Origin of the sequence: Microbacterium sp. SSM24 (genome assembly GCF_025989145.1) — a bacterium.
In the GTDB taxonomy this organism is placed as follows: Bacteria; Actinomycetota; Actinomycetes; order Actinomycetales; family Microbacteriaceae; genus Microbacterium.
In genome coordinates, this window is the sequence record NZ_JAPDNQ010000001.1 from 368,428 (window position 1) to 393,354 (window position 24,927).

At 69.9% G+C, this 24,927-nt stretch carries 20 protein-coding genes, 1 tRNA gene and 1 other RNA gene; 6 read left to right on the top strand and 16 right to left on the bottom strand.

The genetic code is table 11. The features are described from left to right. The first annotated feature begins 9 nt into the window (after positions 1–9). Positions 10–83, top strand: a tRNA-Pro gene (locus OL358_RS01745). A gap of 27 nt (positions 84–110) precedes the next feature. After that, positions 111–878, top strand: coding sequence for an HAD-IIB family hydrolase (locus OL358_RS01750; protein WP_264708223.1), 768 nt, complete (start codon positions 111–113; stop codon positions 876–878). On the opposite strand, the gene OL358_RS01755 is transcribed toward OL358_RS01750, so the two are convergent. Together OL358_RS01755 and OL358_RS01760 are read right to left on the bottom strand one after the other, a co-directional pair. Beyond that, entirely contained in the window at positions 875–2,152 is a 1,278-nt protein-coding gene (locus OL358_RS01755) for an alpha-hydroxy acid oxidase (RefSeq protein WP_264708224.1), read from the bottom strand. The genes OL358_RS01750 and OL358_RS01755 overlap by 4 nt on opposite strands. Positions 2,153–2,166: 14 nt before the next feature. Next, the gene (locus OL358_RS01760) at positions 2,167–2,892 is read right to left on the bottom strand and encodes a FadR/GntR family transcriptional regulator (RefSeq protein WP_264708225.1); all 726 of its coding nucleotides are present in this window, start codon (positions 2,890–2,892) and stop codon (positions 2,167–2,169) included. A gap of 74 nt (positions 2,893–2,966) precedes the next feature. Here OL358_RS01760 and OL358_RS01765 point away from each other — a divergent pair, with 74 nt between their 5' ends. Next, positions 2,967–3,800 carry a DUF1295 domain-containing protein gene (locus OL358_RS01765; protein WP_264708226.1) on the top strand — a complete coding sequence of 278 codons (834 nt, stop codon included), beginning with the start codon at positions 2,967–2,969 and terminating at the stop codon, positions 3,798–3,800. A 3-nt stretch (positions 3,801–3,803) separates the two neighbouring features. On the opposite strand, the gene galE is transcribed toward OL358_RS01765, so the two are convergent. The 6 genes from galE to OL358_RS01795 all read right to left on the bottom strand — a co-directional run bounded on the left by galE (position 3,804) and on the right by OL358_RS01795 (position 11,709). Beyond that, complete coding sequence (galE, locus tag OL358_RS01770) at positions 3,804–4,823, bottom strand: UDP-glucose 4-epimerase GalE (protein ID WP_264708227.1); 1,020 nt, start codon at positions 4,821–4,823, stop codon at positions 3,804–3,806. Between the two features lie 9 nt (positions 4,824–4,832). Next, positions 4,833–5,492, bottom strand: coding sequence for a thymidine kinase (locus tag OL358_RS01775; protein WP_264708228.1), 660 nt, complete (start codon positions 5,490–5,492; stop codon positions 4,833–4,835). 18 nt (positions 5,493–5,510) lie between these two features. Beyond that, the gene (locus OL358_RS01780; RefSeq protein ID WP_264708230.1) at positions 5,511–7,538 is read right to left on the bottom strand and encodes a DUF2207 domain-containing protein; all 2,028 of its coding nucleotides are present in this window, start codon (positions 7,536–7,538) and stop codon (positions 5,511–5,513) included. 41 nt (positions 7,539–7,579) lie between these two features. Then, positions 7,580–9,055, bottom strand: coding sequence for a malate:quinone oxidoreductase (locus OL358_RS01785; protein ID WP_264710208.1), 1,476 nt, complete (start codon positions 9,053–9,055; stop codon positions 7,580–7,582). 149 nt (positions 9,056–9,204) lie between these two features. After that, entirely contained in the window at positions 9,205–10,275 is a 1,071-nt protein-coding gene (locus OL358_RS01790) for an aspartate-semialdehyde dehydrogenase (RefSeq protein ID WP_264708231.1), read from the bottom strand. A 147-nt stretch (positions 10,276–10,422) separates the two neighbouring features. Next, positions 10,423–11,709, bottom strand: a complete 1,287-nt coding sequence (locus OL358_RS01795; protein WP_264710209.1) for an aspartate kinase — start codon at positions 11,707–11,709, stop codon at positions 10,423–10,425. 108 nt (positions 11,710–11,817) lie between these two features. Here OL358_RS01795 and OL358_RS01800 point away from each other — a divergent pair, with 108 nt between their 5' ends. After that, on the top strand, positions 11,818–12,309 hold the full coding sequence (locus OL358_RS01800; protein WP_264708232.1) for a hypothetical protein: 492 nt from the start codon (positions 11,818–11,820) through the stop codon (positions 12,307–12,309). 18 nt (positions 12,310–12,327) lie between these two features. On the opposite strand, the gene OL358_RS01805 is transcribed toward OL358_RS01800, so the two are convergent. From OL358_RS01805 to pta, 7 genes are all read right to left on the bottom strand, one after another. Further along, positions 12,328–13,290, bottom strand: coding sequence for a DMT family transporter (locus OL358_RS01805; RefSeq protein WP_264708233.1), 963 nt, complete (start codon positions 13,288–13,290; stop codon positions 12,328–12,330). Positions 13,291–13,478: 188 nt separating this feature from the next. Continuing rightward, positions 13,479–14,072: a recombination mediator RecR gene (gene recR / locus OL358_RS01810; protein WP_264708234.1), complete on the bottom strand. Its 594-nt coding sequence runs from the start codon at positions 14,070–14,072 to the stop codon at positions 13,479–13,481. 3 nt (positions 14,073–14,075) lie between these two features. Beyond that, positions 14,076–16,217, bottom strand: a complete 2,142-nt coding sequence (locus OL358_RS01815; protein WP_264708235.1) for a DNA polymerase III subunit gamma and tau — start codon at positions 16,215–16,217, stop codon at positions 14,076–14,078. A gap of 40 nt (positions 16,218–16,257) precedes the next feature. Beyond that, positions 16,258–18,777: a glycoside hydrolase family 65 protein gene (locus OL358_RS01820; protein ID WP_264708236.1), complete on the bottom strand. Its 2,520-nt coding sequence runs from the start codon at positions 18,775–18,777 to the stop codon at positions 16,258–16,260. Further along, the gene (locus OL358_RS01825; RefSeq protein WP_264710210.1) at positions 18,774–19,532 is read right to left on the bottom strand and encodes an HAD family hydrolase; all 759 of its coding nucleotides are present in this window, start codon (positions 19,530–19,532) and stop codon (positions 18,774–18,776) included. Before OL358_RS01825 ends, OL358_RS01820 begins: the two co-directional genes overlap by 4 nt. 30 nt (positions 19,533–19,562) lie before the next feature. Next, on the bottom strand, positions 19,563–20,789 hold the full coding sequence (locus OL358_RS01830; protein ID WP_264708237.1) for an acetate/propionate family kinase: 1,227 nt from the start codon (positions 20,787–20,789) through the stop codon (positions 19,563–19,565). Then, complete coding sequence (gene pta, locus OL358_RS01835; RefSeq protein ID WP_264708238.1) at positions 20,786–22,930, bottom strand: phosphate acetyltransferase; 2,145 nt, start codon at positions 22,928–22,930, stop codon at positions 20,786–20,788. Before pta ends, OL358_RS01830 begins: the two co-directional genes overlap by 4 nt. 40 nt (positions 22,931–22,970) lie before the next feature. Here pta and OL358_RS01840 point away from each other — a divergent pair, with 40 nt between their 5' ends. Further along, entirely contained in the window at positions 22,971–23,651 is a 681-nt protein-coding gene (locus OL358_RS01840) for an NUDIX domain-containing protein (RefSeq protein WP_264708239.1), read from the top strand. On the opposite strand, the gene ffs is transcribed toward OL358_RS01840, so the two are convergent. Further along, an RNA gene (gene ffs / locus OL358_RS01845) (signal recognition particle sRNA small type) lies at positions 23,646–23,742 on the bottom strand. The two genes, OL358_RS01840 and ffs, sit on opposite strands and share 6 nt — an antisense overlap. Before the next feature lie 182 nt (positions 23,743–23,924). On the opposite strand from ffs, the gene OL358_RS01850 reads away from it, so the two are divergent. Then, a complete protein-coding gene (locus OL358_RS01850; RefSeq protein WP_413631482.1) occupies positions 23,925–24,926 on the top strand; it encodes an AAA family ATPase in 1,002 nt (333 codons plus the stop codon). Position 24,927: the final 1 nt, after the last annotated feature.

The following is a 24,927-nucleotide window of genomic DNA, read 5'->3' on the forward strand; positions in this document are numbered from 1 at the left end:
GTTGCAAAACGGGGTGTGGCGCAGCTTGGTAGCGCGCGTCGTTCGGGACGACGAGGCCGCAGGTTCAAATCCTGTCACCCCGACCGGAGAGGCCACGAGGTGAGGAGCACATGACAACTCCTCGCCTCGTCGCCTTCGATCTCGATGACACCCTCGCGCCGTCCAAGAGCGCGATCGACCCGCGCATCGGCGATCTTCTCATCGCCCTCGCCGACCGGGTCGAGGTCGCCATCATCTCCGGCGGCCAGCTCGCCCAGTTCACGACGCAGGTGGTCGATCGACTGCCGGATGCCTCTGCTGTGACTCTCGCGCGCCTCCACCTGCTGCCCACCTGCGGCACGCAGTACTACCGCCTCACGCCCGACGGCATCACGACCGTCTACGCGCATTCGCTGACGGACGACCAGAAGGCGCGCGCACTCGCCGCCGTCGAGGGCGAGGCGCGGCGTCTGGGGCTCTGGGAGTCCGAGACGTGGGGCGACATCCTCGAGGACCGCGGTTCGCAGATCACGTTCTCCGCGCTCGGCCAGCGGGCACCGCTCGACGCGAAGATCGCGTGGGATCCCACCGGATCGAAGAAGAGCACGCTCCGGGCCGCCGTCGCCGAGCGCATCCCCGACCTCGAGGTCCGCTCGGGCGGATCGACGTCCGTCGACATCACGCACCAGGGCATCGACAAGGCCTACGGCATGACCCGGCTGTCCGAGCAGACAGGCATCCCCCTCGACGACATGCTGTTCGTCGGCGACCGCCTCGACCCCGACGGCAACGACTATCCCGTTCTGGCGATGGGCGTGGCCTGCCACGCGGTGGAGGGCTGGGAGGACACCGCCGCGTTCCTCGACGGCCTCATCCCCACCCTCCCGCCGCGCGACTAGACCTTCGTGGTGCGTGCCCGCGCCGGCGCACGCCGGGGGGCAGCAGCGATCGGCTGCAGTCGCGCGAGCTGCGTCACGTGCCGCGGCTCGAGCTCTGCCAGCGAGGCGACGCCGAGCAGCTGCATCGTTCGCTCGATCTCGGTGCGCAGGATCTGGATCGTGCGGTCGACGCCTTCCCGGCCGCCCGCCATCAAGCCGTAGAGGTACGCGCGCCCGATGAGGGTGAACTTCGCGCCGAGCGCGATCGAGGCGACGATGTCGGCTCCGTTCATGATGCCCGTATCGATCATCACCGTCGCGTCCTTGCCGACCTCGCGGACGACGGTGGGCAGCAGATGGAACGGGATCGGCGCGCGGTCGAGCTGGCGGCCGCCGTGGTTCGACAGGATGATGCCGTCGACGCCGGCGTCGATGAGCCGGACCGAGTCCTCGACGTTCTGCACACCCTTCACCACGATCTTGCCGGGCCAGATGTCGCGGATGATCGCCAGATCGTCGTAGCTGATCGTGGGGTCCATCGCGGCGTTCAGCAGCTCACCGACCGTGCCGCCGGTCGTCGAGAGCGACGCGAACTCGAGCTTCGGGGTGGTGAGGAAGTCGTACCACCACCACGGGCGCGGGATGGCGTTCACGATCGTGCCGAGCGTGAGCTGCGGCGGAATCGCGAACCCGTTCCTCTTGTCGCGCAGTCGGGCCCCCGCGACGGGTGTGTCCACCGTGAACTGCAGGGTGTCGAATCCGGCTTCCGCCGCCCGGCGCGCCAGTCCGTAGGAGATCTCGCGATCGCGCATGACGTACAGCTGGAACCAGTTGCGACCGTGCGGGTTCGCCGCCTTCACCCCTTCGATCGAGGTGGTGCCGAGCGTCGAGAGGGTGAACGGGATGCCCGCGGCCCCCGCCGCCGATGCGCCGGCGACCTCTCCCTCGGTCTGCATCAGGCGGGTGAAGCCCGTCGGCGCGATGCCGAACGGCAGCGCGCTCGGACCACCGAGGATCTCGACCGAGGTGTCGACCTCGGGTGCGGGACGGAGGATGCCCGGATGGAACTCGATGTCCTCGAACGCCTGCCGGGCGCGCGAGAGCGAGAGCTCGCCTTCGGCCGCGCCATCGGTGTAGTCGAAGGCCGCCTTCGGCGTTCGACGCTTCGCGATCGTGCGCAGGTCGTAGATCGTGAGGGCCGCGTCCAGACGACGCTTCTTGCCGTCGAACTCGGGCTTCTTGAACTTCATCAGCTCGAGGAGCTCTGCGGGATTGGGCAGCTGACGCTGAACCATGTGGGTTCTTTCCTTCACTCGGTGCGGCGGGACAGGCCCGCTTCGGCGTAGTAGCCGGTGATGTGGTCGTGAATGCGGGTGCGGGCGAGCGCGGTGTCGCCCGCGTCGACGGCGTCGAGGATCGCGCGGTGCTCGCGGCGCAGTCGGCCGGCAGCGGCATCCCAGTCGTCGATGCCGGCGGCTCCTGCTTGCACGTACGACTCGATCGCCGTGCGCAGCCCCGCCATCATCGCGGCGATGACGACGTTGCCGGATGCCTCGGCCAGCGCCAGGTGGAGCTGCGCGTCCAGCGCGAGGAACTCGGCCGGCGTGAGATCGGCCGAGTCCATCGCGTCGACGACGGCGCGCGCCGCCCTCGTGTCGCGCTCGGGGTCGCCGGCAAGCGCATCGACGACGGCTGATTCCAGGACGAGACGCGTGCGTACGACGTCGTCGAGGGGGAAGCCCTGCGCGGCGACCTGGAGGCGCAGCAGCGCCGACATGCCGCCCTGCGGGGTGGCGATGATGATGGCGCCGGCCGACGGCCCCGAGCCCGTGGCTGTGCGGATGAGACCCATGACCTCGAGGACGCGCAGCGCCTCGCGCACGCTCGAACGGCCCACACCCAGTGAGGCGGCGAGCTCGCGCTCGGGCGGCAGGCGGTCGCCCGGGCGCAGCGTGCCGTCGAGCAGGTCGGTCTCGACCCGTTCCAGCACGACCTGCCATGCCCGTGCGGTCGGCGTCTGCGTTGACTGGGCCACGGAACTCCCTCGACGATTGTGGTCAGACCACAGTATCGTGTGGTCCGACCACAAGCAACCGGTACCCTGGCGCCATGGATCCCCTCCTCGTCGTCCTCATCGTCGCGGGCGCGGCCTGCGCCTTCTGCTGGATCGCCTCGCTCATCACCAAGGACACCTCCTGGGTCGATCGCCTGTGGTCGATCGTTCCCGTCGTGTACGTCTGGATCTTCGCGATCTCGGGGATTCTGGGCGGCGAGGACGCCACCCGCCTGATCGTGATGGCGGTGCTGGTGACGGCGTGGGGCGCGCGCCTCACCTTCAACTTCGCCCGCAAGGGCGGGTACACCGGCATGGAGGACTACCGCTGGGCCATCCTGCGCGGTCGCATGAAGCCGTGGCAGTTCCAGCTGTTCAACCTGTTCTTCATCGTGCTGTACCAGAACGCCCTGCTGGTGCTCATCACGCTCCCGGCCTACATCGCCTGGCAGCATCCGGTGCCGTTCGGCGGGTGGGATGCCGCGTTCGCCCTGCTCTTCGCGGCGTTCCTCGTGGGAGAGTTCGTCGCCGACCAGCAGCAATGGGACTTCCACGAGAAGAAGAAGGCCGCAAGGGGCACCCTCGAGCCGGGATTCGTCACGAGCGGCCTCTTCGCCTACAGCCGTCACCCGAACTTCTTCTTCGAGCAGGCCCAGTGGTGGGCGTTCTACGCGATCGGTGCGGCCGCGCTCGTGACCGACGGCGGCGGATGGCTGAACTGGACGATCGCGGGAGCCGCGCTGCTCACGCTGCTGTTCATCGGCTCGACGGTCTTCACGGAGTCGATCACCGCGTCGAAGTACCCCGCGTACGCCGAGTACCGCCGGACGACCTCGATGCTGATCCCGCTCCCCCGCCGTCGCGGTGCGGCAGCGCCCGAGATCTCTTAGGCCTCAGGCTCCCGCGTACCCGCGCGGGTTGCGTGACTGCCAGTTCCAGTAGTCACGGCAGGCGTCGTCGATCGTGAGGCGCGTCGCCCACCCCAGCTCGCGTCCGGCCTTCGAGGGGTCGCCGTAGGTGGCGGCGACGTCGCCGGGGCGGCGCGGCGCCAGCCGCTTCGGGATCTCGCGTCCGCTCGCCCGCTCGAACGCGGCGATCAGCTCGAGGACTGAGACGGGCTCGCCGGTGCCGAGGTTGTAGACGTCGTACCCGGGCGTGGCCTGCTCGAGGGCGGCGACGTGGCCGGCGGCGAGATCGGTGACGTGGATGTAGTCGCGCTGTCCCGTTCCGTCGGGGGTGTCGTAGTCGGTGCCGAACACCGCCACCTCGGGGAGGGACCCGATCGCGACGCGCGACACGAAGGGCATGAGATTGTTCGGGATGCCGTGCGGGTCCTCGCCGATGAGGCCCGACGGGTGCGCGCCGACCGGGTTGAAGTAGCGCAGGCTGATCGCCCGCAGGTCGGGGTCGGCGGCTGCGGCGTCGGAGAGGATCTCCTCGATGATGCGCTTGGTCTTGCCGTAGGGGTTCGCGAGGTCGATGCCGGTGGGCGACTCCTCGGTGAGCGGGAGCTGCTCAGGCGTGCCGTAGACCGTCGCGGAGCTGGAGAACACGATCGTGCGGATGCCCTCCGCCGCCATCACCTCGAGCAGCGTGATCGACGATCCGAGGTTGACGTCGTAGTAGCGCACCGGCTCCGCCATCGATTCGCCGACGGCCTTCAGTCCCGCGAGGTGGATCACGGCGTCGACGGGCGCGTTCCTGCGCAGGAAGTCCGTCAGCGCCTGCCGGTCGCGCACATCGGCGACGAGCAGGGGCACGGTCGTCCCCGTGATCTGCTCGACGCGCGCAACCGCCTCGGGGCTGGTGCCCGACATGTCATCCACGATGAGCACGTCGTGGCCGGCCTCGAGGAGCGCGATCGCGGTGTGCGCGCCGATGTAGCCGGCACCGCCGGTGAGGAGAACTCGCATCGTCCCAGACTAGTTGGCGCCGATTCGCCCACCCGATTCGCGCAGGTAGCATTCCGCGCACATCGACTCGTAGGTGACGCGCGCCGTCGACAGCTCGTCGATCGCGACCTGGTCGCCGTCGAACACGAACCGGCCACCGACGAGGCGGGCGTTGAAGAGCGCCTTGCGCCCGCAGCGGCAGATCGTCTTGAGCTCCTCGAGGCTGTGGGCGAGTTCCAGCAGTCGACGGGATCCCGGAAAGGCCTGCGTCTGGAAGTCCGTGCGGATGCCGTATGCGAGCACCGGGACGTGATCGAGCACGACGATCCGCAGCAGGTCGTCGACCTGCTCACGGGTGAGGAACTGCGCCTCATCGATCATCAGGCACGCCACGTCGGGCGCGGCGCCGGTCGCCGAGGACTCCGGGATCAGCGCGTCCTCGGCGCGCTCCCGCACGCGCTCCCGATGCTCCGCGAAGAGCGCCCGGACGTCGGCGCCCGGCGGAATGAGGAAGTCGACGGTGCGCTCGACGCCGAGGCGGCTGGAGATCTGGTCCGCGCCCTTGGTGTCGATCTCGGGCTTGGCCAGGAGCACGTGCTGCCCGCGCTCCTCGTAGTTGTACGCGGCCTGCAGGAGCGACGTCGACTTGCCGGAGTTCATCGCGCCGTAGCGGAAGTACAGTTTGGCCACCCGGCGAGTCTACGGAAGTCAGCGGCCTCCGAACCCGCCTCCGCCTCCCCCGCCGCCGGAGAATCCGCCGCCCGACGACCCTCCCGACGACGACCAGCTCGAACTCGACGACGACCCGCTCGAACTCGATCCGCCGCTCGAGACCGGAGTGGCCGCGAGCCGTCCGATCGACTGCGACGCGTCCGAGAGCGAGCGCGAGGTGACGACGTCGAAGAGAGAGGCGCGGGAGGCGGCATCCGTGCCTGTGGCGGTTCGGATGACCTCGACCCATTCGCGCTCGAGGCCGAACAGCACCGCATACGGGAGGAGTCGCTCGTAGAGGTTCACCACCTCGGATCCTTCGACGTTCGGATTGTCGCCGTAGCGGCGGACGCCTGAGGAGACGAGGTCGGCCGAGCGCGGCGACTGGGCGGCGCGCAGGCGGTCCTCCTCGGCCAGACGGAGATAGTCGCGGATGCCGTCGAGATACGTGCGGTGCCGTCCGCCGGCGACCGTCAGCACGGTCGCGGGCATGTCGACGAGCGGCAGACCGAAGGTCGCGAAGAATCCGCTCGCGATCGCCGCGAAATAGATGAGGCTCCCCCAGCCGCCGAGCGGCGCGAGGATCTCCCAGGTGAAGTCGCCCACGAAGATGAGCAGCAGGGCGAGCGCCACACCGCTGAGCTGCGCGAGACCGCGCACCGCCGTGATCCACCCCGGGAGCTCGGCGCGGTAGCCCCGCTGCACGGTGGCCGTGTCGATCCGGCGCACGTAGGTCACCGCTCGGCTCGGCGGCTTGCGCGCGAACGCGCCGAGATCGATCCGCGCACCGACGCCGGCGTTCCTGCCGAAGAGCGTGTCGACGACCCGACGGTCGTCGTGCTCCAGCCCGTCGGTGTCGGTGAGGACCACCCCGAAGTCCTCGGCATCCGCTCGATCGCCCTCGGCGACGATCTCGACCTTGTCGCGCACGGCGAGATCGACGACGTGCGCCGCCAGCGCCCTGCCCGGTTCGTCGAGCACACCGGCCGACAGGGTCAGCGACTCGTCGACGGGCGGGGTGTACTGCACGATCACGGGGGCGTCGTCGGGGTTGCGACGCGCCACGGCCCGCACGACGAGCACGAAGACGAGCCCGCCGATGCCGGCGAGCAGCGCGAGCGAGGGCAGGATCCAGTGCCACCAGGGGTACGGCGGAGGAGGAGGCGGGGTCGGCGCCGCGAACGTGCCCTGCGCGAACCCGATGGCGACCGTGACGTTCTCGTCGGGCCCGAGATCCGAGTCTCGTGCGGTGAACACGACCGGCGACGCGTCGTCGACGATCGTCGGTCCGAGCCACGGCACGAGCTCGAGGGGCCACGGTTCGCCCGCCGCCGGTCCGGTGATCTCGCACTGCTCGGTCGAGCCCGCCGGACCGGTGTAGCAGTACGCGCGGCCGGGAAGGAGACCGGATGCCGCGTCCCCCGTCACGTGCACGCGTGCGGTGACCTCGTCGAAGGGCTGGGCGTGGTCGACGCCGACCGTGTCCCAGAGGAACTCATCGGCATCCGTGTCGTCGTAGCGCAGCACGACATCGCTCTGCGCATAGGTGATCACATACGTCTGCACGCCGCGCACGAACGAGTCGTCGCCGGTGAGGACGTAGACCCACTCACCGTCGGACTCCGTCCACCACGGGATCGGTGCGCCGCCCGCGCCCGTCACGTCGATGACCTCGGTGCCGAGCGACAGTCCGCTGTCGATCGTCGGCAGTGCCCGCACGATCCCCTTGTTCTGGTCGACGTCGGGGAATCGCGCGACGATCGTCTCGGTGGTCACGAGGTGGCTCGTCCCGTCGGCCGCCCGCGCCAGGTGGTAGTCCGCCTCGAACGAGTCGAAGGAGAAGTCGTCGACCGACCCGGCGAGCTGCGCCAGGCCCGCGGTGGGAGCATCCACTCGGGCGGCGAACGCGGCGGGGTCGCCCCCGGGCAGACGCAGCAGCGCGAGGAGCGCGCACGCGAGCACGATCACGGCCACGACGATCCACAGCCATGCGCGACGGGCAGGGCGGCGCACCGGCGAGGTCATGCCCCCACCCTAGGGGCGGGCGGCCTCAGGCCGGGAGGTTCTCAGGCGGAGAGGGCGAGGGTCGCAGCGGTCTCGGTGAGGGACTCCTCGGCGACCGCAGGACGCTGGTTGAGCGTCTCGCCGTAGCTCGGGATCAGCTCGCGCAGGCGCGGCTCCCACGCGTCGACGCGGTCGGGGAAGCACGTCTTGAGCAGGCCGAGCATGATCGACGCCGCCGTGGAGGCGCCCGGGGAGGCTCCGAGCAGGCCGGCGATCGAGCCGTCGGCACCGGTGACGACCTCGGTGCCGAACTGCAGGATGCCGCCCTTCTCCGGGTCCTTCTTCATCACCTGCGCGCGCTGGCCGGCCTGGATCAGCTCCCAGTCCTCGTCCTTCGCGGTCGGCATGAACGTGCGCAGGCTGTCGACCTTTCGCGCGTGGTTCTTGAGCAGCTCGCCGACGAGGTAGGTGATCAGCGACGGGTTGTCCCACGCGACCTTCAGCATCGGGCCGAGGTTGTGCGGCCGCACCTGGCTGACGATGTCGAGCATCGAGCCGTTCTTGAGGAACTTCGGGCTGAACGTCGCGAAGGGCCCGAAGAGGAGCGACGCCTCGCCGTCGACGACACGGGTGTCGAGGTGGGGCACCGACATGGGCGGCGCTCCGACCGATGCCTGCGAGTACACCTTCGCCTTGTGCTGCGAGACGACGGCGGGGTTCGTCGTCTTGAGGAACTGGCCGCCGATCGGGAAGACGCCATAGCCCTTGATCTCGGGGATGCCCGAGCGCTGCAGCAGCTTGAGCGCCCACCCGCCCGCACCGACGAACACGAACTTCGCGCGGATGGTCCCGGGGGTGCGGCCGATGGAGCGCCGGTACTTCACGCCCCACGTGCCGTCGGCGAGCCGCTTCAGGCTGCGGACCTCGGTGTTGGTGCGAACGTCAGCGCCGTTCTCGGCCAGGTGCGCGAGCAGCTGACGCGTCAGCGCGCCGAAGTCCACATCGGTTCCGGCGGGCACGCGGGTCGCCGCGAACGGCTCGCCCTTGCGGCGCTTCTGCATCAGCAGCGGCGCCCACGTGTTGATGACGCGGGAGTCCTCGCTGTACTCGATCCCTGCGAAGAGCGGCTCCTGCTTGAGCGCCTCGTAGCGCTTCTTGAGGTACGCGACGTCCTTCTCGCCCTGAACGAACGTCATGTGGGGCGCCGAGTTGATGAAGGTCGAGGGGGCGTCCAGAACACCTCGATCGACGAGGGACGACCACAGCTGACGGCTCTGCTGGAACTGCTCGTTGATCGAGATCGCCTTCGCGGGGTCGACCGAGCCGTCCTTGCCCTCGGGCATGTAGTTGAGCTCGCACAGGGCCGCGTGACCGGTGCCGGCGTTGTTCCAGGCGTTGGAGCTCTCGAGCGCGACATCCGACAGGCGCTCGAACAGCGCGATCTTCCAGGTCGGCTGGAGCTCCTGGAGCAGGGTGCCCAGCGTCGCGCTCATGATCCCGCCGCCGATCAGCAGCACATCGACAGTGCCCGCGGGCATGTCGCTGTCGTCGGGGTGAGGCAGGGCGTCGGAGGGCGTTTCGGTCACCCGACGAGTCTAGTTCGGCGCGAAAGCACTCCCGGCCGCGAGCACCGATTCCGCGCGAAAGAACGCTGCTTCTTGCAGCGACGACAACCCGGATGCCGCGTTCAGGCGCGAGCGCCGAGCGATGCGGCGACGACCTCGGCGATCTGGACCGCGTTGAGCGCCGCCCCCTTGCGCAGGTTGTCGTTCGAGATGAAGAGCACGAGACCCTTGCCCTCGGGTGCGGACTGGTCGGCGCGGATGCGACCGACGTAGCTCGGGTCGTTGCCCGCGGCCTGCAGCGGCGTGGGCACCTCTTCGAGCGCGACGCCCGGCGCGACGGCGAGGATCTCGCGGGCGCGGTCGGGAGTGATGTCGCGGGCGAACTCGGCGTGGATCGAGAGCGAGTGGCCCGTGAACACGGGGACGCGCACGCACGTGCCCGCGACGCGGAGGTCGGGCAGTTCGAGGATCTTGCGGCTCTCGTTGCGGAGCTTCTTCTCCTCGTCGGTCTCGTTCCACCCGTCGTCGACGAGGTTGCCGGCCAGCGGGATGACGTCGAATGCGATGGGTGCGACGTACTTCTCGGGCTCAGGGAAGTCCACCGCGGAGCCGTCATGCACGAGGTCGAGCGTGTGCCCCTGGGCGAGGACGCCCTCGACCTGGCCGAGGAGCTCCTGGGCTCCGGCGAGTCCCGAACCCGACACGGCCTGGTAGGTCGACACGATGAGTCGCTCGAGGCCGGCCTCGGCATCCAGCACCTTCAGCACGGGCATCGCGGCCATCGTGGTGCAGTTGGGGTTCGCGACGATGCCCTTGCGCGCATCGGCGATCGCGTGGGGGTTGACCTCGCTGACGATCAGCGGCACCTCGGGGTCCATGCGCCACGCGCTCGAGTTGTCGATCACGAGCGCGCCGGCCTCGGCGAAGCGCGGGGCGTGCGCTCGGCTGCCGGTGGCGCCCGCCGAGAAGAGGGCGATGTCGATGCCCGCGGGATCGGCGGTCGCGACATCCTCGATGATCACGGTCTCGCCGGCGAACTCCACGGCGGTGCCGGCCGAGCGGGAGGTCGCGAAGAGACGCAGCTCACGGATCGGGAAGCGGCGCTCGAGCAGGATCTCGCGCATCACGGTGCCGACCTGGCCGGTGGCGCCGACGACGGCGACGGAGAGTCCTGAATCGGAGATGCGGGTCATGAGGGATCCTTGGTGCGAAGAGGTCGCGCAGACGCCATCGGAGCGCGGGATTTGTGCGATTCTACCGGCCGGTCGCGGGCGACTCGGCCGTGTTACCCGGTCGAGACGGCCGCGAAGCGCAGGATTCGCGCCAACTCCGCGGGGCTGTCAGCGCCCGGTGCCGGCGTGGACGACGGCGTCGTCATCGCCGTCGAGCCCATAGGCGGTGTGCACGACGCGGGCGGCCTCGGCGAGCTCGGTGCCGCGCACGACGACCGAGATGCGGATCTCGGACGTCGAGATCATCTCGATGTTGACGCCGGACAGGCTGAGCGCCTCGAACAGCGTGGCCGAGACGCCCGAGTGCGTGCGCATGCCCGCGCCGACCACCGAGAGCTTGCCGATCTGGTCGTCGTGGACGAGGTTCTCGAAGCCGATCTCGGGCTTGTCGGCCGCGAGGGCCTTGAGCGCGGTAGCGGCGTCGGTCTTCGGCAGGGTGAACGAGATATCGGTGCGGCCGGTCGTGGCCGCCGACACGTTCTGCACGATCATGTCGACGTTCGCACCGGACTTGGCGACGACCTTGAAGATCTCGGCGGCCTTGCCCGGCACGTCGGGAACGCCGATCACGGTGATCTTCGCCTGGCTGAGGTCGGTCGCGACACCCGCGACGATCGGCTCTTCCATCTGTTCTCCTGTTTCGCCGTCGGGGAGGGTCATCCCCGGGCCGAGCACGTACGTTCCGACGCCCGAGCTGAACGTCGAGCGGGCGTGGATCAGCACGCCGTGGCGGCGCGCGTATTCGACGGCCCGGATGTACAGCACCTTGGCGCCGTTGGCCGCGAGCTCCAGCATCTCCTCGGCGGAGACGACGCCGAGTTTGCGTGCCTTCGGCACGACGCGCGGATCAGCGGTGAAGATGCCGTCCACGTCGCTGTAGATCTCGCAGACGTCGGCCTCGAGCGCTGCCGCGAGCGCGACGGCCGTCGTGTCGGACCCGCCGCGACCCAGCGTCGTGATGTCGCGGGTGTCGCGGTTGAAGCCCTGGAAGCCGGCGACGATGACGATGGCGCCCTCGTCGAGCGCCTCGCGCAGTCGGATCGGGGTGACGTCGACGATGCGCGCGGCGCCGTGGTCGGCGGTCGTGATCATGCCCGCCTGGCTGCCCGTGAACGAACGCGCCTCGAAGCCCATCGAGTGGATCGCCATCGCCAGCAGCGCCATCGAGATGCGCTCACCGCTGGACAGCAGCATGTCGAGCTCGCGCGGCGCGGGGATGGGCGCGACCTGCGAGGCGAGGTCGAGGAGCTCGTCGGTCGTGTCGCCCATCGCACTGACGGCCACCACGACGTCGTGCCCGGCACGGCGCGCGTCCACGATGCGCTTCGCCACGCGCTTGATGCTCTCGGCGTCCGCGACCGACGATCCGCCGTACTTCTGGACGATCAGCGCCACGTTCGAACTCCCGGGAAGGCGAGCGCGATCGGATGCCGCACCCATCGGATCATCTTACGGATGTGGTGATGCCGACTCGGCCATGTGTCGCTTCGCTAGAGTGCACGCATGAGCGAGCTTCTTGCCGAGTGGAAGGACTTCAACGTCGCCATCGTGGGTGCAACGGCGGCGCTCGGCGGCCTCGTGATCGTCGCGGCGAGCGTCAACATCGGCGACATCGTCAAGTCCCGCTCGTTGACGGCACGGCTCGGATCGGGCATCGTCATGCTCGTCGCGGCGCTGTGCGTCTCAGCGGTCGCTCTGATGCCGTCGGTCGACGAGGCCTGGTACGGCTGGCTCGTCCTCGCGATCGCCGTCGGGGCGGTCGTGTTCCAGATCGGGATCAGCCGCGCCATCGCCTCGGATCGCGACCCTCGCAGTCGTGCGACCGCCGCCAAGGCTCTCGTGGGCTTCCTGCCCGCCGTCGCCTACCTGGCGGCGGGCGTTCTCGCCGTCGCCGGGGTGCCCGGCGCGCTGTATGCGGCCGCAGCGGGAGCGATTCTCGCGATCGTCGCCGCGCTCGTCGTCTCGTGGGTCGCACTGGTCGAAGTCCTGCGCTGACCCGACGCGCGCGAGCGATCAGCCGGGAGCGACCGGTGGAAGCTCGGCGTCTTTCTCGCGCTCCGGATCGGATGCGGACGGGGCGAGCAGATCGGGTTCACGCGCGCGGAGCGTGCCGCCGGTGGCGGCGAGCCAGCAGCCGAGGATCACGAGCGGGAACCCGACCAGCAGCCCGAGGGTGAGCGACTCGCCGAGGATGATCGTGCCGAGGACGATCGCGACCACGGGATTGACGTAGGTGAACAGCGGGGCCCGGACCGGACCGACCCGCTTGATGAGCGCGAAGAACACGATGAAGGCGACCGCGGTGCACACGACGCCGAGCAGCACGAGCGCGACCGTGCTGTCGACGGTGGGCACCTCGTGCTGCGTGAGCAGGCCGATCGGCAGATAGAAGATGCCGACGGCGAAGAGCGAGAGGGTGATCGTGCCGAGCGCGGGGACGTCTGTGAGCTTGTGCGCGACGATGAACGGCGCGATCGCGTAGCAGACGGCGACGAGCAGCACCTCGCCCACCGCCAGGAGACCGCCGCCGCCCTCGATCGCGAGTCCCGGCCCCGCGACGATGACCGCGACGCCGGCGAAGCCGACCACGAGCCCGATCGCGCGGGCGGGCTTCAGCACGGAGCGATCGCCGCCGGTGAACGCGATCAGCGCGGCGAAGAGGGGAACGGTGGCGACGAGGAGCCCGGTGAGACCGGACGGCAGCGTCTGCTCGGCATGCCCCAGCAGCAGGAAGGGCCCGGCCATCTCGATGGCGCCGAACGCCAGCACCCACCCGATCTTCGAGAACGCCGGCCTGAGCGACTTCTGCCGCAGCGCGAAGGGCAGGAGAAGGATGGCGCCGATGAGCGTGCGGCCGGCGACTACCGCAGCGGGCGAGTAGGAGTCGACCGCGACCTTGATGAAGAGATACGGGATGCCCCAGACCAGCGCCATGATCGCGAACAGAACCCACGCCCGGCCGTCGAACCTCTGCACGGTGCTGTTCACTTCTCGGGGCCGTTCACTTCTCGGGGCCGTTCACTTCTCGGGGCCGTTCACGTCGACTCTTCCACCTGTCCAGGATCGTGGGTGGCGTCGCGCTGAGCGACGCACACGACTGCCAATGTACGGCGGACATCAGACACCCCACGTGATCGGTGACGCCCCCGGAGCGTGCACCGACCTCAGACCGAGCGCCGGCCCTCGAAGGCGCGACCGAGCGTGACCTCGTCGGCGTACTCGAGATCGCCTCCGACCGGGAGTCCGGATGCGAGGCGCGTGACCGCGATCTCGAGCGTGTGGAGAAGCCGGCTGAGATAGGTCGCCGTCGCCTCGCCCTCGAGATTCGGGTTGGTCGCGAGGATCACCTCCTGGACGGTGCCGTCCGCGAGGCGCTGCATCAGCTGCGTGATGCGCAGGTCGTCGGGTCCGATGCCGGCGATGGGACTGATCGCGCCGCCGAGCACGTGGTAGAGCCCGCGGAACTCGCGCGTGCGTTCGATCGCCGCGACATCCTTCGCATCCTCGACCACGCAGATGAGGCTCGGATTTCGGCGCGGATCCCGGCAGATCGAGCAGCGGTCCTGCTCCGAGACGTTCCCGCACACCTCGCAGAAGCGCACCTTGTCGCGCACGTCGGCGAGGAGTTCGGCGAGGTGGGAGACGTCGAAGTTGGGCGTCTGCAGGATGTGGAAAGTGATGCGCTGCGCGGACTTCGGACCGATGCCCGGAAGCCGCCCGAACTCGTCGATCAGGTCTTGAACGATGCCGTCGTACATGGACTAGTTGAACCTCGTCGGCGGTTCGTAGGGCTCTTCCCGCACGAATGTGGCGCCGAGCACCTGGCGCACGACCGCCTCGCCGTAACGCTGCACGCCGTCGTTGCGCATCGACGCCACCGGAGGCAGCGGCGGCGCGACCACGGGTGGCACCGGGGCATCGGCAGCGGCATCCGCCGTGTCGTCATCGTCGTCGTCGACGGGCTCGATCGAAGGCTCGACGTCGGCCGCGCGCAGCACGTCGCCCTCGCGGGTCGGCGCGAGCGTCGCGACGCGCGCTCGCGCGGCGTCTTCGGGCTCATCGTCGACGGCGAACTGCCCGAGCGAGAGCCCGGCCGGACCGGGATCGAGCGGCGGCGCGTCGGCATCGGTCGGAATCGGCGCGACCGCCCACTCGGTCACCGGCGCGGCAGCGGCCGGCGCGGACGCGCGGGTCGGGGCCGGACGAGCGGATGCCGACGGTGGTGCCGACGGAGCGGGGGCGCTGGGCGGCCCCGCCGGGCCGTCGTGCTTCGCGAGATACTTCACGCGGATGCCGAGCACGGCTACGATCGCCTGTCGGAGGTCTTCGCTCGGACCGCCGCCGGCCGCGCGCTGCTTGAACTTGGCGACGTCGGCCTGGCTCGCGAAAGACAGCGTGAGCACGTCGTCGTCGAGACCGGTGACCTCGGCGTTCGAGGCGAGAAGCCACGACGTGCGACTGATGTCTTCGAGCTTCGCGAGCACCTCGGGCCACGCATCGCGCATGCGCTGTGCCGTGACAGGGCCGGACGGCTCGGATGCTGCGACGACTGGTGCGGGCTCGGGCTCGGTGGCGACGGGCTCGGGCTCGCGCTGCGCGGACACGGGCTCCGGCGCAGGCGGCGTGACCGGCTCGGGCGTGGGCACCTCGACGGCGGCCGGTGCGGCAGAGGCGGGTGCAGCCGCGGCAGCCGGGGCAGCCGGTCGGGAGGCAGCCGGCGCCGGTCCGCGTTCGACCACGGCGGCGGCGCGCTCGACCGGCGCGGCGGCGCGCTCGACCGGCGCGGCCGGGGACGCGGCATCCGCTCCCCTCGCCATCACACGGGCGACCATCAGCTCGAGCTGAAGGCGGGGCGAGGTGGCGCCGGTCATGTCATCGAGCGTCGCGATCACGAGGTCGGCGATGACGGACAGGCGCGCTGTGCCGAACGCGTCGGCTTGACGCTGCATGCGCATGAGGTCTTCGGCCGAGACGCCGCGCAGCACGGCCGCCGCGCCCTGCCCGGTCGCCGACACGACGATGAGGTCGCGCAGTCGCTCGAGGAGGTCGTCGACGAAGCGGCGGGGGTCCTGCCCGGTCTGCACGACCCGATCGATCGCCGTGAAGGCCGCAGAGGCGTCGCGTGCGGCGAACGCGTCGACCACCTCGTCGAGCAGCTCGGCATGCGTGTAGCCCAGGAGCGCGACCGCGCGCTCGTAGCGCACTCTGCCCTCTTCGGACCCTGCGATGAGCTGGTCGAGCAGCGAGAGGGTGTCTCGCGGCGAGCCGCCGCCGGCACGCACGACGAGGGGGAGCACTCCGGCCTCGACCTCGACGCCCTCCTGCTCGCACAGCGACTGCACGTACTCGAGCATGGCCGCGGGCGGCACCAGCCGGAACGGGTAGTGGTGCGTGCGGGAGCGGATCGTGCCGATGACCTTCTCGGGCTCGGTGGTGGCGAAGATGAACTTCACATGGTCGGGAGGCTCTTCGACCAGCTTGAGCAGGGCGTTGAAGCCCTGCGGCGTGACCATGTGCGCCTCGTCGAGGATGAAGATCTTGAAGCGGTCGCGCGCCGGGGCGAACACCGCCCGCTCACGCAGATCGCGTGCGTCGTCGACGCCGTTGTGACTCGCCGCGTCGATCTCGACGACGTCGAGCGAGCCCCCACCCCCGCGCCCGAGCTCGACGCAGCTGTCACACGTGCCGCAGGGAGTGTCTGTCGGCCCTTGCGCGCAGTTGAGGCAGCGCGCGAGGATGCGCGCCGAAGTCGTCTTGCCGCAACCGCGCGGGCCCGAGAACAGATACGCATGGCCGACGCGGTCGCCGCGCAGAGCCGTCATGAGCGGTTCGGTGACCTGCGACTGGCCGATCATCTCGCCGAACGACTCGGGCCGGTAGCGGCGGTAGAGGGCGGTGGTCACCCCCACAGCCTACGGCGAACGACCGACATCCGACCCCTGCTCACAGTGCGTCCGCACCGTGTTCGAGGTCCGCCACCCCGACGATGATCGGAATCGACGAGGTGACCGTGGGCACCGAGGCCGACAGGTACGAGCCGTCCTCCCGCTGCACGTCGGTCAGCTGCCTCAGGGTCGGCCGTCCGGCGATGACGGGGCCCTGGCCGCGGAGGGGCACCACGACCTCTTCTCCGGCGCCGACGACGTAGCCGGTGCCGCGGACGCTGAAGCCGACCGGGTCGCCGTCGGATGCTGCGACGCGCAGCTCCTCGCGGGTGATGGTGATCTGCAGGCGGGTGCCGTGCCAGTGCAGCACGAAGCCGAGCTCGGGCCAGTCGGCGGGCAGGCGCGGGTCGAACGAGAGCTCGCCGAAGTGGTCGCGCATGCCGCCGAAGCCCGATACGAGCGCGGTCCACACGCCGCCGGCGGAGGCCACATGGACGCCGTCCGAGGCGTTGTGGTGCAGGTCGGCGAGGTCGACGAAGATCGACTGGCGGAAGTACTCCAGCGCGAGGTCCTGATAGCCGACCTCGGCGGCGAGGATCGACTGCACGACCGCCGACAGCGTCGAGTCGCCGGTGGTCAGCGGGTCGTAGTACTCGAAGTCGGCCAGCTTGTCCTCGTCGGAGAAGTGGTTGCCCTGCAGGAAGAGCGCGAGCACCACATCGGCCTGCTTGAGCACCTGGTACCGGTAGATCACCAGCGGGTGGAAGTGCAGCAGCAGCGGATGCTTGTCGGCAGGGGTGTTCTCGAGGTCCCAGATCTCGCGCTCGAGGAACACGTGGTCCTGCGGGTGGATGCCCAGCGCCGAGCTGAACGGGATGTGCATCGCCTCGGCGGCGCGCTCCCAGCCCTCCGGCTCCGCCGGGTCCAGGCCGAGCCGGTCGACCATCTTGCGGTAGTCCTCGCCGTCGAGCTCCGCCATCTCGCGCACCGTGCGTGCGGCGAAGCGGAGGTTGAACCGCGCCATCACGTTGGTGAACAGGTTGTCGTTGACGACGGTGGTGTACTCGTCGGGACCGGTCACGCCGTGGATGTGGAAGGTCTCCTCCCCCGCCCCGTCGACCTGTCGCCAGAACCCGAGAGTCGCCCACAGCCTCGCGGTCTCGACCGCGATGTCCACGCCCTCGCGGTGGAGGAACTCGACGTCGCCGGTCGAGCGCACGTACTTCGCCAGCGCGAAGCTGACGTCGGCGTTGATGTGGTACTGCGCGGTGCCTGCGGCGTAGTACGCGGATGCCTCTTCCCCGTTGATCGTCCGCCACGGGAACAGCGCACCGTGCTCGTTGAGCTGGTACGCGCGCTTGCGGGCCGCCGGCAGCATCAGATACCGCATCCGCAGCGCGTTGCGGGCCCACAGCGGGGTCGTGTACGCGAGGAACGGGAGCACGTAGATCTCGGTGTCCCAGAAGTAGTGGCCGCTGTAGCCCGAGCCGGTCATGCCCTTCGCGGGAACACCCTGGCCGTCGGCGCGCGCCGACGCCTGCGCGAGCTGGAAGAGGCACCACCGCGTCGCCTGCTGCAGATCGTCGTGGCCGCCGATGCGCACGTCCGAGCGCTCCCAGAAGCCGTCGAGCCATGCCCGCTGCGCGGCGAAGAGCGCCGGCACGCCGAGTCCGCGGGCGCGGTCCAGCGCGCGGCGGCCGCGGTCGACGATCTCGCGGGCCGGTACGCCGCGCGACGTGTGGTAGCTGACGATCTTCGTGACGCGGGTCGGAACGCCCGCCTTCGCCTGCACGCGGAAGACGTTCTTCGCGATGTCCTGCTCGCAGAGGTACCGCGAGTCGTACTCGTTGTCGGTCTCGATGGCGTGGTCGGCCACCACGGCGATCGTCATGCCGGACTCGGCCGCGCGGTACGACAGGGCCGACCGGTCGCCGTCCTGCCAGTACTCCTGCGGCTCGAGCACGCGCTCGTGGAGCTTCTCGGTCTTGCGCGGGTCGAATCCCGCCCGCTTCGGGCTGGCGGGCATTCCCCCGTAGACGTCCTCGCCATCCTGGCGGTTGAGCATCTGGCAGTTGATCGTGACCGGGGCGTCGGCGTTGAGGACCGTGACGTCGACCGTCATGACCGCGAGGTGCTTCTCTTCGAACGACACCATGCGCTCGAAGTCGATCCGCACGTCCTTGCCCGACGGCGTCACCCACAGGATGTGGCGGCGCAGCACGCCGTCGCGCATGTCGAGGACCCGCTCGTACTCGCGCACGTCCGCGAGGTCGAGCGAGAGCGGCTCGTCGTCGACGTAGACCCGCATCACCTTCGCGTCGGGCGCGTTGATGATCGTCTGACCGACCTCGGCGAACCCGTACGCCTGCTCGGCGTGACGGATCGGGAACGTCTCGTGGAACCCGTTGACGAAGGTGCCGTGCTCCTGCGCGTGACGGCCCTCGGGATGATTGCCCCGCATTCCGAGGTAGCCGTTGCCCACGGCGAACAGCGTCTCGGTGACGCCGACATCCTCGAGATCGAACTCGGTCTCGACCAGACGCCACGGGTCGACGGGGAAGCGATCGCGATCGATCATGCGGTGGGCTCCTCGGAGGTTTCGGTGGGTGCGGCGACGAACTCCGCTAGATCTTTGACCACGATGTGGGCTCCGACATGACGCAGCGCCTCATCTCCGGCTCCGCGATCGACGCCGACGACGAGGGAGAACTCCCCCGCGACAGCCGACGCCACACCGCTGAGGGCGTCTTCGACGGCCGCGCTGCGGCCGGGTTCGACGCCGAGCATGCGCGCCGCCTCGACGAACACGTCGGGCGCGGGCTTGGATGCGAGGTGGTCGCGCTCGGCGATGACGCCGTCCATCACGACGGCGAAGCGGTCGCGGATGCCGGCCGCGCGCAGGACCTCTTCGGCGTTCTTGGAGCTCGACACGACCGCGACGGTCGTGCCTGCTGCGGCGAGCGCGTCCAGCAGGGCGAGCGAGCCCGGGTACGGCGCGATCCCCTCGGCGCGCAGCACGCGCTCGAACACGACGTTCTTGCGGTTGCCGATGCCGCACACGGTGTCGGCGGTGACGGGGTCCGACGGGTCGCCCCACGGCACCTCGACGTCGCGCGAGCGCAGCAGCGCGGCGACGCCGTCATAGCGTTTCTTGCCGTCGAGGTGGTCGAAGTAGTCGCGCTCCGTGTAGGGCGGACTGATCTCCCACGCGGTGAAGAGCTCGGTGAACATCGACTCCCACGCGTGCATGTGCACTTCCGCGGTGGGCGTCAGCACGCCGTCCAGATCGAACAGCACGGCGTCGTAGTCGGTGAGATCGGGCAGGGATTCCATCGTCACGTGTCCAGCGTAACGAGCCTGCGCTCATGCGCGGGAGACGGCGAGTGTCTGTCGGGCGATCTCCAGCTCCTCGTCGGTCGGCACGACGAGGACGGTCACGGCCGAGGCATCCGTCGATATCTTCCGGATGCCGCGAGCCGAAGCCAGATTGCGCGCTTCGTCGACCTCGACCCCGGCGAAGCCGAGGGTCTCGAGAGCGCGGGCGCGCACCTGCGGCGCGTTCTCTCCCACGCCGGCCGTGAAGGAGATGACGTCGGCGCCGCCGAGCTGGGCGAGGTAGGCGCCGGCGTAGGCGCGCAGCCGGTGGACGTACACCTCGAACGCGAGGCGGGCCTGCGCATCGCCGCCTTCGATCGCCGCGCGGATGTCGCGCAGGTCGGCGGATCCGGCGAGGCCCAGCATGCCGCTGCGCTTGTTGAGGAGATCGTCGAGCTGGTCGATCGTCATGCCCTCGCGACGAGCGAGGTGTAAGAGCACGGCGGGGTCGAGGTCACCCGACCGCGTGCCCATCACGAGCCCTTCGAGCGGTGTGAGCCCCATCGACGTGTCGATCGAGCGACCGCCGTCGATCGCCGTCACCGACGCGCCGTTTCCGAGGTGGAAGACGATCTGCTTGAGCGCGGCCAGCGGTCGGCCGACGAATGCCGCCGCCGCTTCGCTCACGAACTTGTGCGACGTCCCGTGGAAGCCGTAGCGACGGATCCGGTGGGCTGCGGCCAGCTTCGCGTCGATCGCGTAGGTGTACGCCTCCGGTGCGAGCGTCTGATGGAACGCGGTGTCGAAGACCGCGACGTGAGGCACGTCGCCGAAGGTCTCCCGCGCTGCCACGATTCCGGCGAGATTCGCGGGGTTGTGCAGCGGCGCCAGCACCGACAGCTCGTCGATGTTGATCTCGACCAGGGGCGTGATGAGGGTCGGCTCGAAGAACCGCGCACCACCGTGCACGACCCGGTGCCCCACGGCCACCGGCGGGTGCTCGTCGAGCGAGGGTCCGTCTGCGGCGAAGGCGTCGAGCATCACCCGGAAGCCCGCCGTGTGATCGGGGATCGGCAGTTCGCGGGTGTAGCTCGCGTCCGTGAACGTCGCGCCGCCGCCGTCGGGCGCGGGGGCCTTGACGGTGTGCGTCGCACGCCCCATCGGCTCGCCGATGCGCTCGACGAGGCCCGACGCGAGGGTGGTCTCGGCATCCATGTCGATCAGCTGGTACTTGAACGACGACGATCCGGAGTTGACGACCAGCACGGGTGTCATGCGGATGCCTCTCCCTGCGCCTGGATCGCGGTGATGGCGATGGTGTTGACGATGTCATCCACGAGCGCACCCCGGGAGAGATCGTTGATCGGCTTGTTGAGCCCCTGCAGAACGGGACCGATCGCCACGGCGCCGGCGGAGCGCTGCACCGCCTTGTATGTGTTGTTGCCGGTGTTGAGGTCGGGGAACACGAAGACCGTCGCGCGGCCGGCGACCTGAGAGCCGGGCATCTTCGCGGCGGCGACGGCGGCATCCGCTGCCGCGTCGTACTGGATCGGCCCCTCCACGAGGAGCTCAGGCGCCCGCTCCCGCACGAGAGCGGTCGCCACCCTCACCTTCTCGACCTCGGCACCCGACCCCGACTCTCCGGTCGAGTACGACAGCATCGCGATGCGCGGGTCGATGCCGAACTGCGCCGCCGTCGCGGCTGACGAGACGGCGATGTCGGCGAGCTGCTCGCTCGTCGGGTCGGGGATGACCGCGCAGTCGCCGTAGACCAGCACGCGATCGGCGAGGGCCATGAGGAACACGCTCGAGACGACCGAGACCCCGGGTCGCGTCTTGATGATCTCGAACGCGGGCCGGATCGTGTGGGCCGTGGTGTGCGCGGCACCCGACACCATCCCGTCGGCGAGCCCGAGGTGCACCATGAGAGTGCCGAAGTACGACACATCGGTCACCGTGTCGGACGCCTGGGCGAGCGTGACGCCCTTGTGCGACCGCAGACGTGCGTACTCCTCGGCGAACTTGTGGACGTGCACGGCGTCGAACGGCGACAGCACCTCGGCGGCCTGGATGTCGATGCCGAGCTCGACCGCGCGGGCGCGCACCTCGAACGGCTCGCCGAGGATCGTGAGATCGGCGATGCCGCGCTTGAGCACCGTTGCGGCCGCCCGCAGCACGCGATCGTCGTCTCCCTCGGGGAGCACGATGCGCTTGCGCTCGGTGCGCGCACGCTCGATCAGCTGGAACTCGAACATGAGCGGCGTCACGACGGTGGCGCGCGCAACGCCGAACGACTCCAGAAGCTCGTCGGTGTCGACGTTCTGCTCGAACAGCGCGAGCGCGGTGTCGTAGCGGCGCTGCGAGTCGGCGGCGAGGCGTCCGCGCGTGCTCATGATGCGCACGGCCGTCTCGTATGTGCCGAGCTCCGTCGTGATGATCGGCACGTTCGAGCCCAGGCCGTCCAGCAGCCGCATGACCGGCTCGGGCAGCTCGAAGCCGCCGTTGAGCACGATCCCCGAGATCGACGGGAACGTGCCGGATGCGTTCGCGAGGAGCGTCGCCAGCAGCACCTCGGACCGGTCGGCGGGGATGATCACGACGGCGCCTTCGAGCAGCCGGGGCAGCACGTTGACCATCGACATTCCGGCGACCACGACACCCAGCGCCTCGCGCGTGAGCCGATCGGGGTCGCCGGCGAGCAGCTCGCCCTCGACGGCGCGCATGATGCCGCGGATCGACGGGGCTACGAGGTAGCGGTCCTCCGGGACCGCCCACACCGGGATGCGTGCGGCCGACGGCGCACCAGATGCCTCGAGCGACCGACGGATCGCCGCGATCGTGTCGTTCGCATGGTCGGGCTCGGTGCGGTTCGCGACGACCGCGAACAGCTCCGCGCGGCCGTGGGCGAGCTCCGTGAGTGCGAGGTCGGCGATCTGGCCCATCTCATCGGCCGTGCGCGGGAGCGAGGATCCGAGCTGCTCGGGCTGCGTCTGGCCCTGCGCCGAGCGACCGCCGAGCACGAGCAGCACGGGCGCACCGAGGTTCGCCGCGATGCGGGCGTTGTAGGCGAGCTCGGCGGGGCTCCCGACGTCGGTGTAGTCGCTCCCGAGCACCACGACCGCGTCGCACTGGGCCTCGACGGCTTTGTAGCGCTCGACGATGGCCGCGAGCGCGGCATCCGGATCATGGCGCACGTCGTCGTAGGTGACGCCGATGCACTCGTCGTAGGGCAGGTCGACGCCGTCGTGGTCGAGCAGCATCTCGAGCACGTAGTCGCGCTCGACCGTGGAGCGGGCGATCGCCCGGAACACGCCCACACGCGGCGTCGCGTGGCTCAGGGCGTCGAGCACGCCGAGCGCGACCGTGGACTTCCCCGAGTGACCTTCCGCCGACGTGATGAAGATGCTCCGTGCCACGACTCCAGCCTACGGGCGCGGGCGCGGCTACGCTCGGGAGATGGATGCCGCCCGCCCCGGAATCGAGGTCCCCGACCATCGCGGCCGCACCGGTCTCGACCGCGCCGGACGCGATCTCGAGCGGAACCCCGATGTGCGCGTGATCGATGTCGAGGTGCTCGCCGCCGCATGGCACGTGCTGCGGCGAACGACGCTGGAGTACCGCGATCCGAGCGGCGAGTGGGAGGTCCAGCAACGCGAGACGTACGACCGGGGCAACGGCGCGACGGTGCTCCTGTACGACGCCGAGCGGCGCCGCGTGCTGCTCACGCGTCAGTTCCGCTATCCCGTCTACGTGAACGACCACCCCGACGGGATGCTGATCGAGACCGCCGCCGGACTGCTCGACGCGGATGACCCGGCGACGGCGATCCGACGCGAGGCCGCGGAGGAGACCGGGGTCGAGATCGGCGCGCTGGAGCACGTGTGGGACGTGTTCATGAGCCCGGGCTCCGTCACCGAGCGACTGCACTTCTTCGCGGCGCCGTACGACAGCGGCGCGGGGGTGGGCGATCGCGGCGGCCTGGCCGAGGAGGGCGAGCACATCGAACTCGTCGAGCTCGACATCGATGACGCGCTCGACCTGGTGCGCAGCGGGGACATCCAGGACGCGAAGACCATCATGCTGCTGCAATGGGCGGTGCTCGACGGCCCCTTCGCTGCCGGCGCCCGGAAAAAGTAAGACTCTCCGCGAACCCGGCAGAGCCCGGTTACCCTTGCTACGTTTCCGTCCTGGGGGAGTTGGCCTGGATGCCGCCTCGCGGAGAGCTGCCCTCAGTCTAGCCCGCACTGCGGACAGGTCCGAATCCGATCGTGCCGCCGGTGAACCTGAGACGCGCCCCCAGCGTTCTCCCAGTGCCGGGGCGTCCGCCCCGCGATTAGGATCGGGACAGACGCGCGATGAGGCGCCCTGGAGCCGGCGCCACCCGAGGAGGCCGCAGTGACGGATACCGCGATGACGGATGCTGCTCCCGATGCGTCCGGTGCGATGACGGCCGATGCCTTCGCGCGCACCACCGATGCGATCCTGGCGTCGGTGGGCGGCGTGATCGACGGCAAGCCCGAGGCGGTGCGCAGTGCGCTGGTCTGCCTTCTCGCCGAGGGGCACCTCCTCATCGAGGACGTGCCGGGCGTCGGGAAGACAATGCTCGCCCGTGCCCTGGCCGCGTCCGTCGACGCGACGGTGCGCCGCATCCAGTTCACGCCCGACCTCCTTCCGGGCGACGTGACGGGCGTGAGCGTCTTCAATCCCGTCGACCGCGAGTTCGAGTTCAAGCAGGGCGCGATCTTCGCGAACATCGTGATCGCCGACGAGATCAACCGCTCCTCCCCCAAGACCCAGTCCGCGCTCCTCGAGGCGATGGAGGAGGGGCAGGTGACCGTCGACGGGCGCACGCATCCGCTGCCGGGCCCGTTCCTCGTCGTCGCGACGCAGAACCCTCTCGAGATGGAGGGCACCTACGCGCTCCCCGAGGCGCAGCGGGACCGCTTCATGATGCGCATCTCGATGGGATATCCCGACCAGCGCTCCGAGGCCCTCATGCTGCGCCAGCGCGACACCCTCAATCCTCTCGACCAGCTCTCGGCTGTCGTCTCCGCCGACCAGGTGACCGCGCTGATCGCGTGGGCGCGCGCGGTGCACGTGGCGCCGACCATCGAGGACTACGCCGTCGCCCTGTCCCATTCCACGCGCACGCACGCCGATCTGCGGCTGGGCGCGAGCCCCCGCGCGACGCTCCAGCTCGTGCGGGCGGCGAAGGTCTGGGCGGCGCTCGACGGGCGCGGGTTCGTCATCCCCGACGACGTCACGTCCCTCCTCGCCCCGGTCTTCGCCCACCGTCTGATCCCCACCCGCTCGGCGGGCGGCGCGCGGGCGCGGGGCGCCGCCGACGCCGTCACCACGATCCTCGCGCGCATCGCGAGCAACGTGCGCGTCCCCATCGCCGCCCGTCAGTGAG

Excerpts from the sequence above, each read along its gene's own strand:
- OL358_RS01750 (WP_264708223.1), top strand. The coding sequence starts at position 111 with ATGACAACTCCTCGCCTCGTCGCCTTCGATCTCGATGACACCCTCGCG.
- OL358_RS01755 (WP_264708224.1), bottom strand. The coding sequence starts at position 2,152 with ATGGTTCAGCGTCAGCTGCCCAATCCCGCAGAGCTCCTCGAGCTGATG.
- OL358_RS01765 (WP_264708226.1), top strand. The coding sequence starts at position 2,967 with ATGGATCCCCTCCTCGTCGTCCTCATCGTCGCGGGCGCGGCCTGCGCC.
- galE (WP_264708227.1), bottom strand. The coding sequence starts at position 4,823 with ATGCGAGTTCTCCTCACCGGCGGTGCCGGCTACATCGGCGCGCACACC.
- OL358_RS01780 (WP_264708230.1), bottom strand. The coding sequence starts at position 7,538 with ATGACCTCGCCGGTGCGCCGCCCTGCCCGTCGCGCATGGCTGTGGATC.
- OL358_RS01785 (WP_264710208.1), bottom strand. The coding sequence starts at position 9,055 with ATGCCCGCGGGCACTGTCGATGTGCTGCTGATCGGCGGCGGGATCATG.
- OL358_RS01790 (WP_264708231.1), bottom strand. The coding sequence starts at position 10,275 with ATGACCCGCATCTCCGATTCAGGACTCTCCGTCGCCGTCGTCGGCGCC.
- OL358_RS01800 (WP_264708232.1), top strand. The coding sequence starts at position 11,818 with ATGAGCGAGCTTCTTGCCGAGTGGAAGGACTTCAACGTCGCCATCGTG.
- recR (WP_264708234.1), bottom strand. The coding sequence starts at position 14,072 with ATGTACGACGGCATCGTTCAAGACCTGATCGACGAGTTCGGGCGGCTT.
- OL358_RS01820 (WP_264708236.1), bottom strand. The coding sequence starts at position 18,777 with ATGATCGATCGCGATCGCTTCCCCGTCGACCCGTGGCGTCTGGTCGAG.
- OL358_RS01825 (WP_264710210.1), bottom strand. The coding sequence starts at position 19,532 with ATGGAATCCCTGCCCGATCTCACCGACTACGACGCCGTGCTGTTCGAT.
- OL358_RS01830 (WP_264708237.1), bottom strand. The coding sequence starts at position 20,789 with ATGACACCCGTGCTGGTCGTCAACTCCGGATCGTCGTCGTTCAAGTAC.
- OL358_RS01840 (WP_264708239.1), top strand. The coding sequence starts at position 22,971 with ATGGATGCCGCCCGCCCCGGAATCGAGGTCCCCGACCATCGCGGCCGC.
- OL358_RS01850 (WP_413631482.1), top strand. The coding sequence starts at position 23,925 with ATGACGGATGCTGCTCCCGATGCGTCCGGTGCGATGACGGCCGATGCC.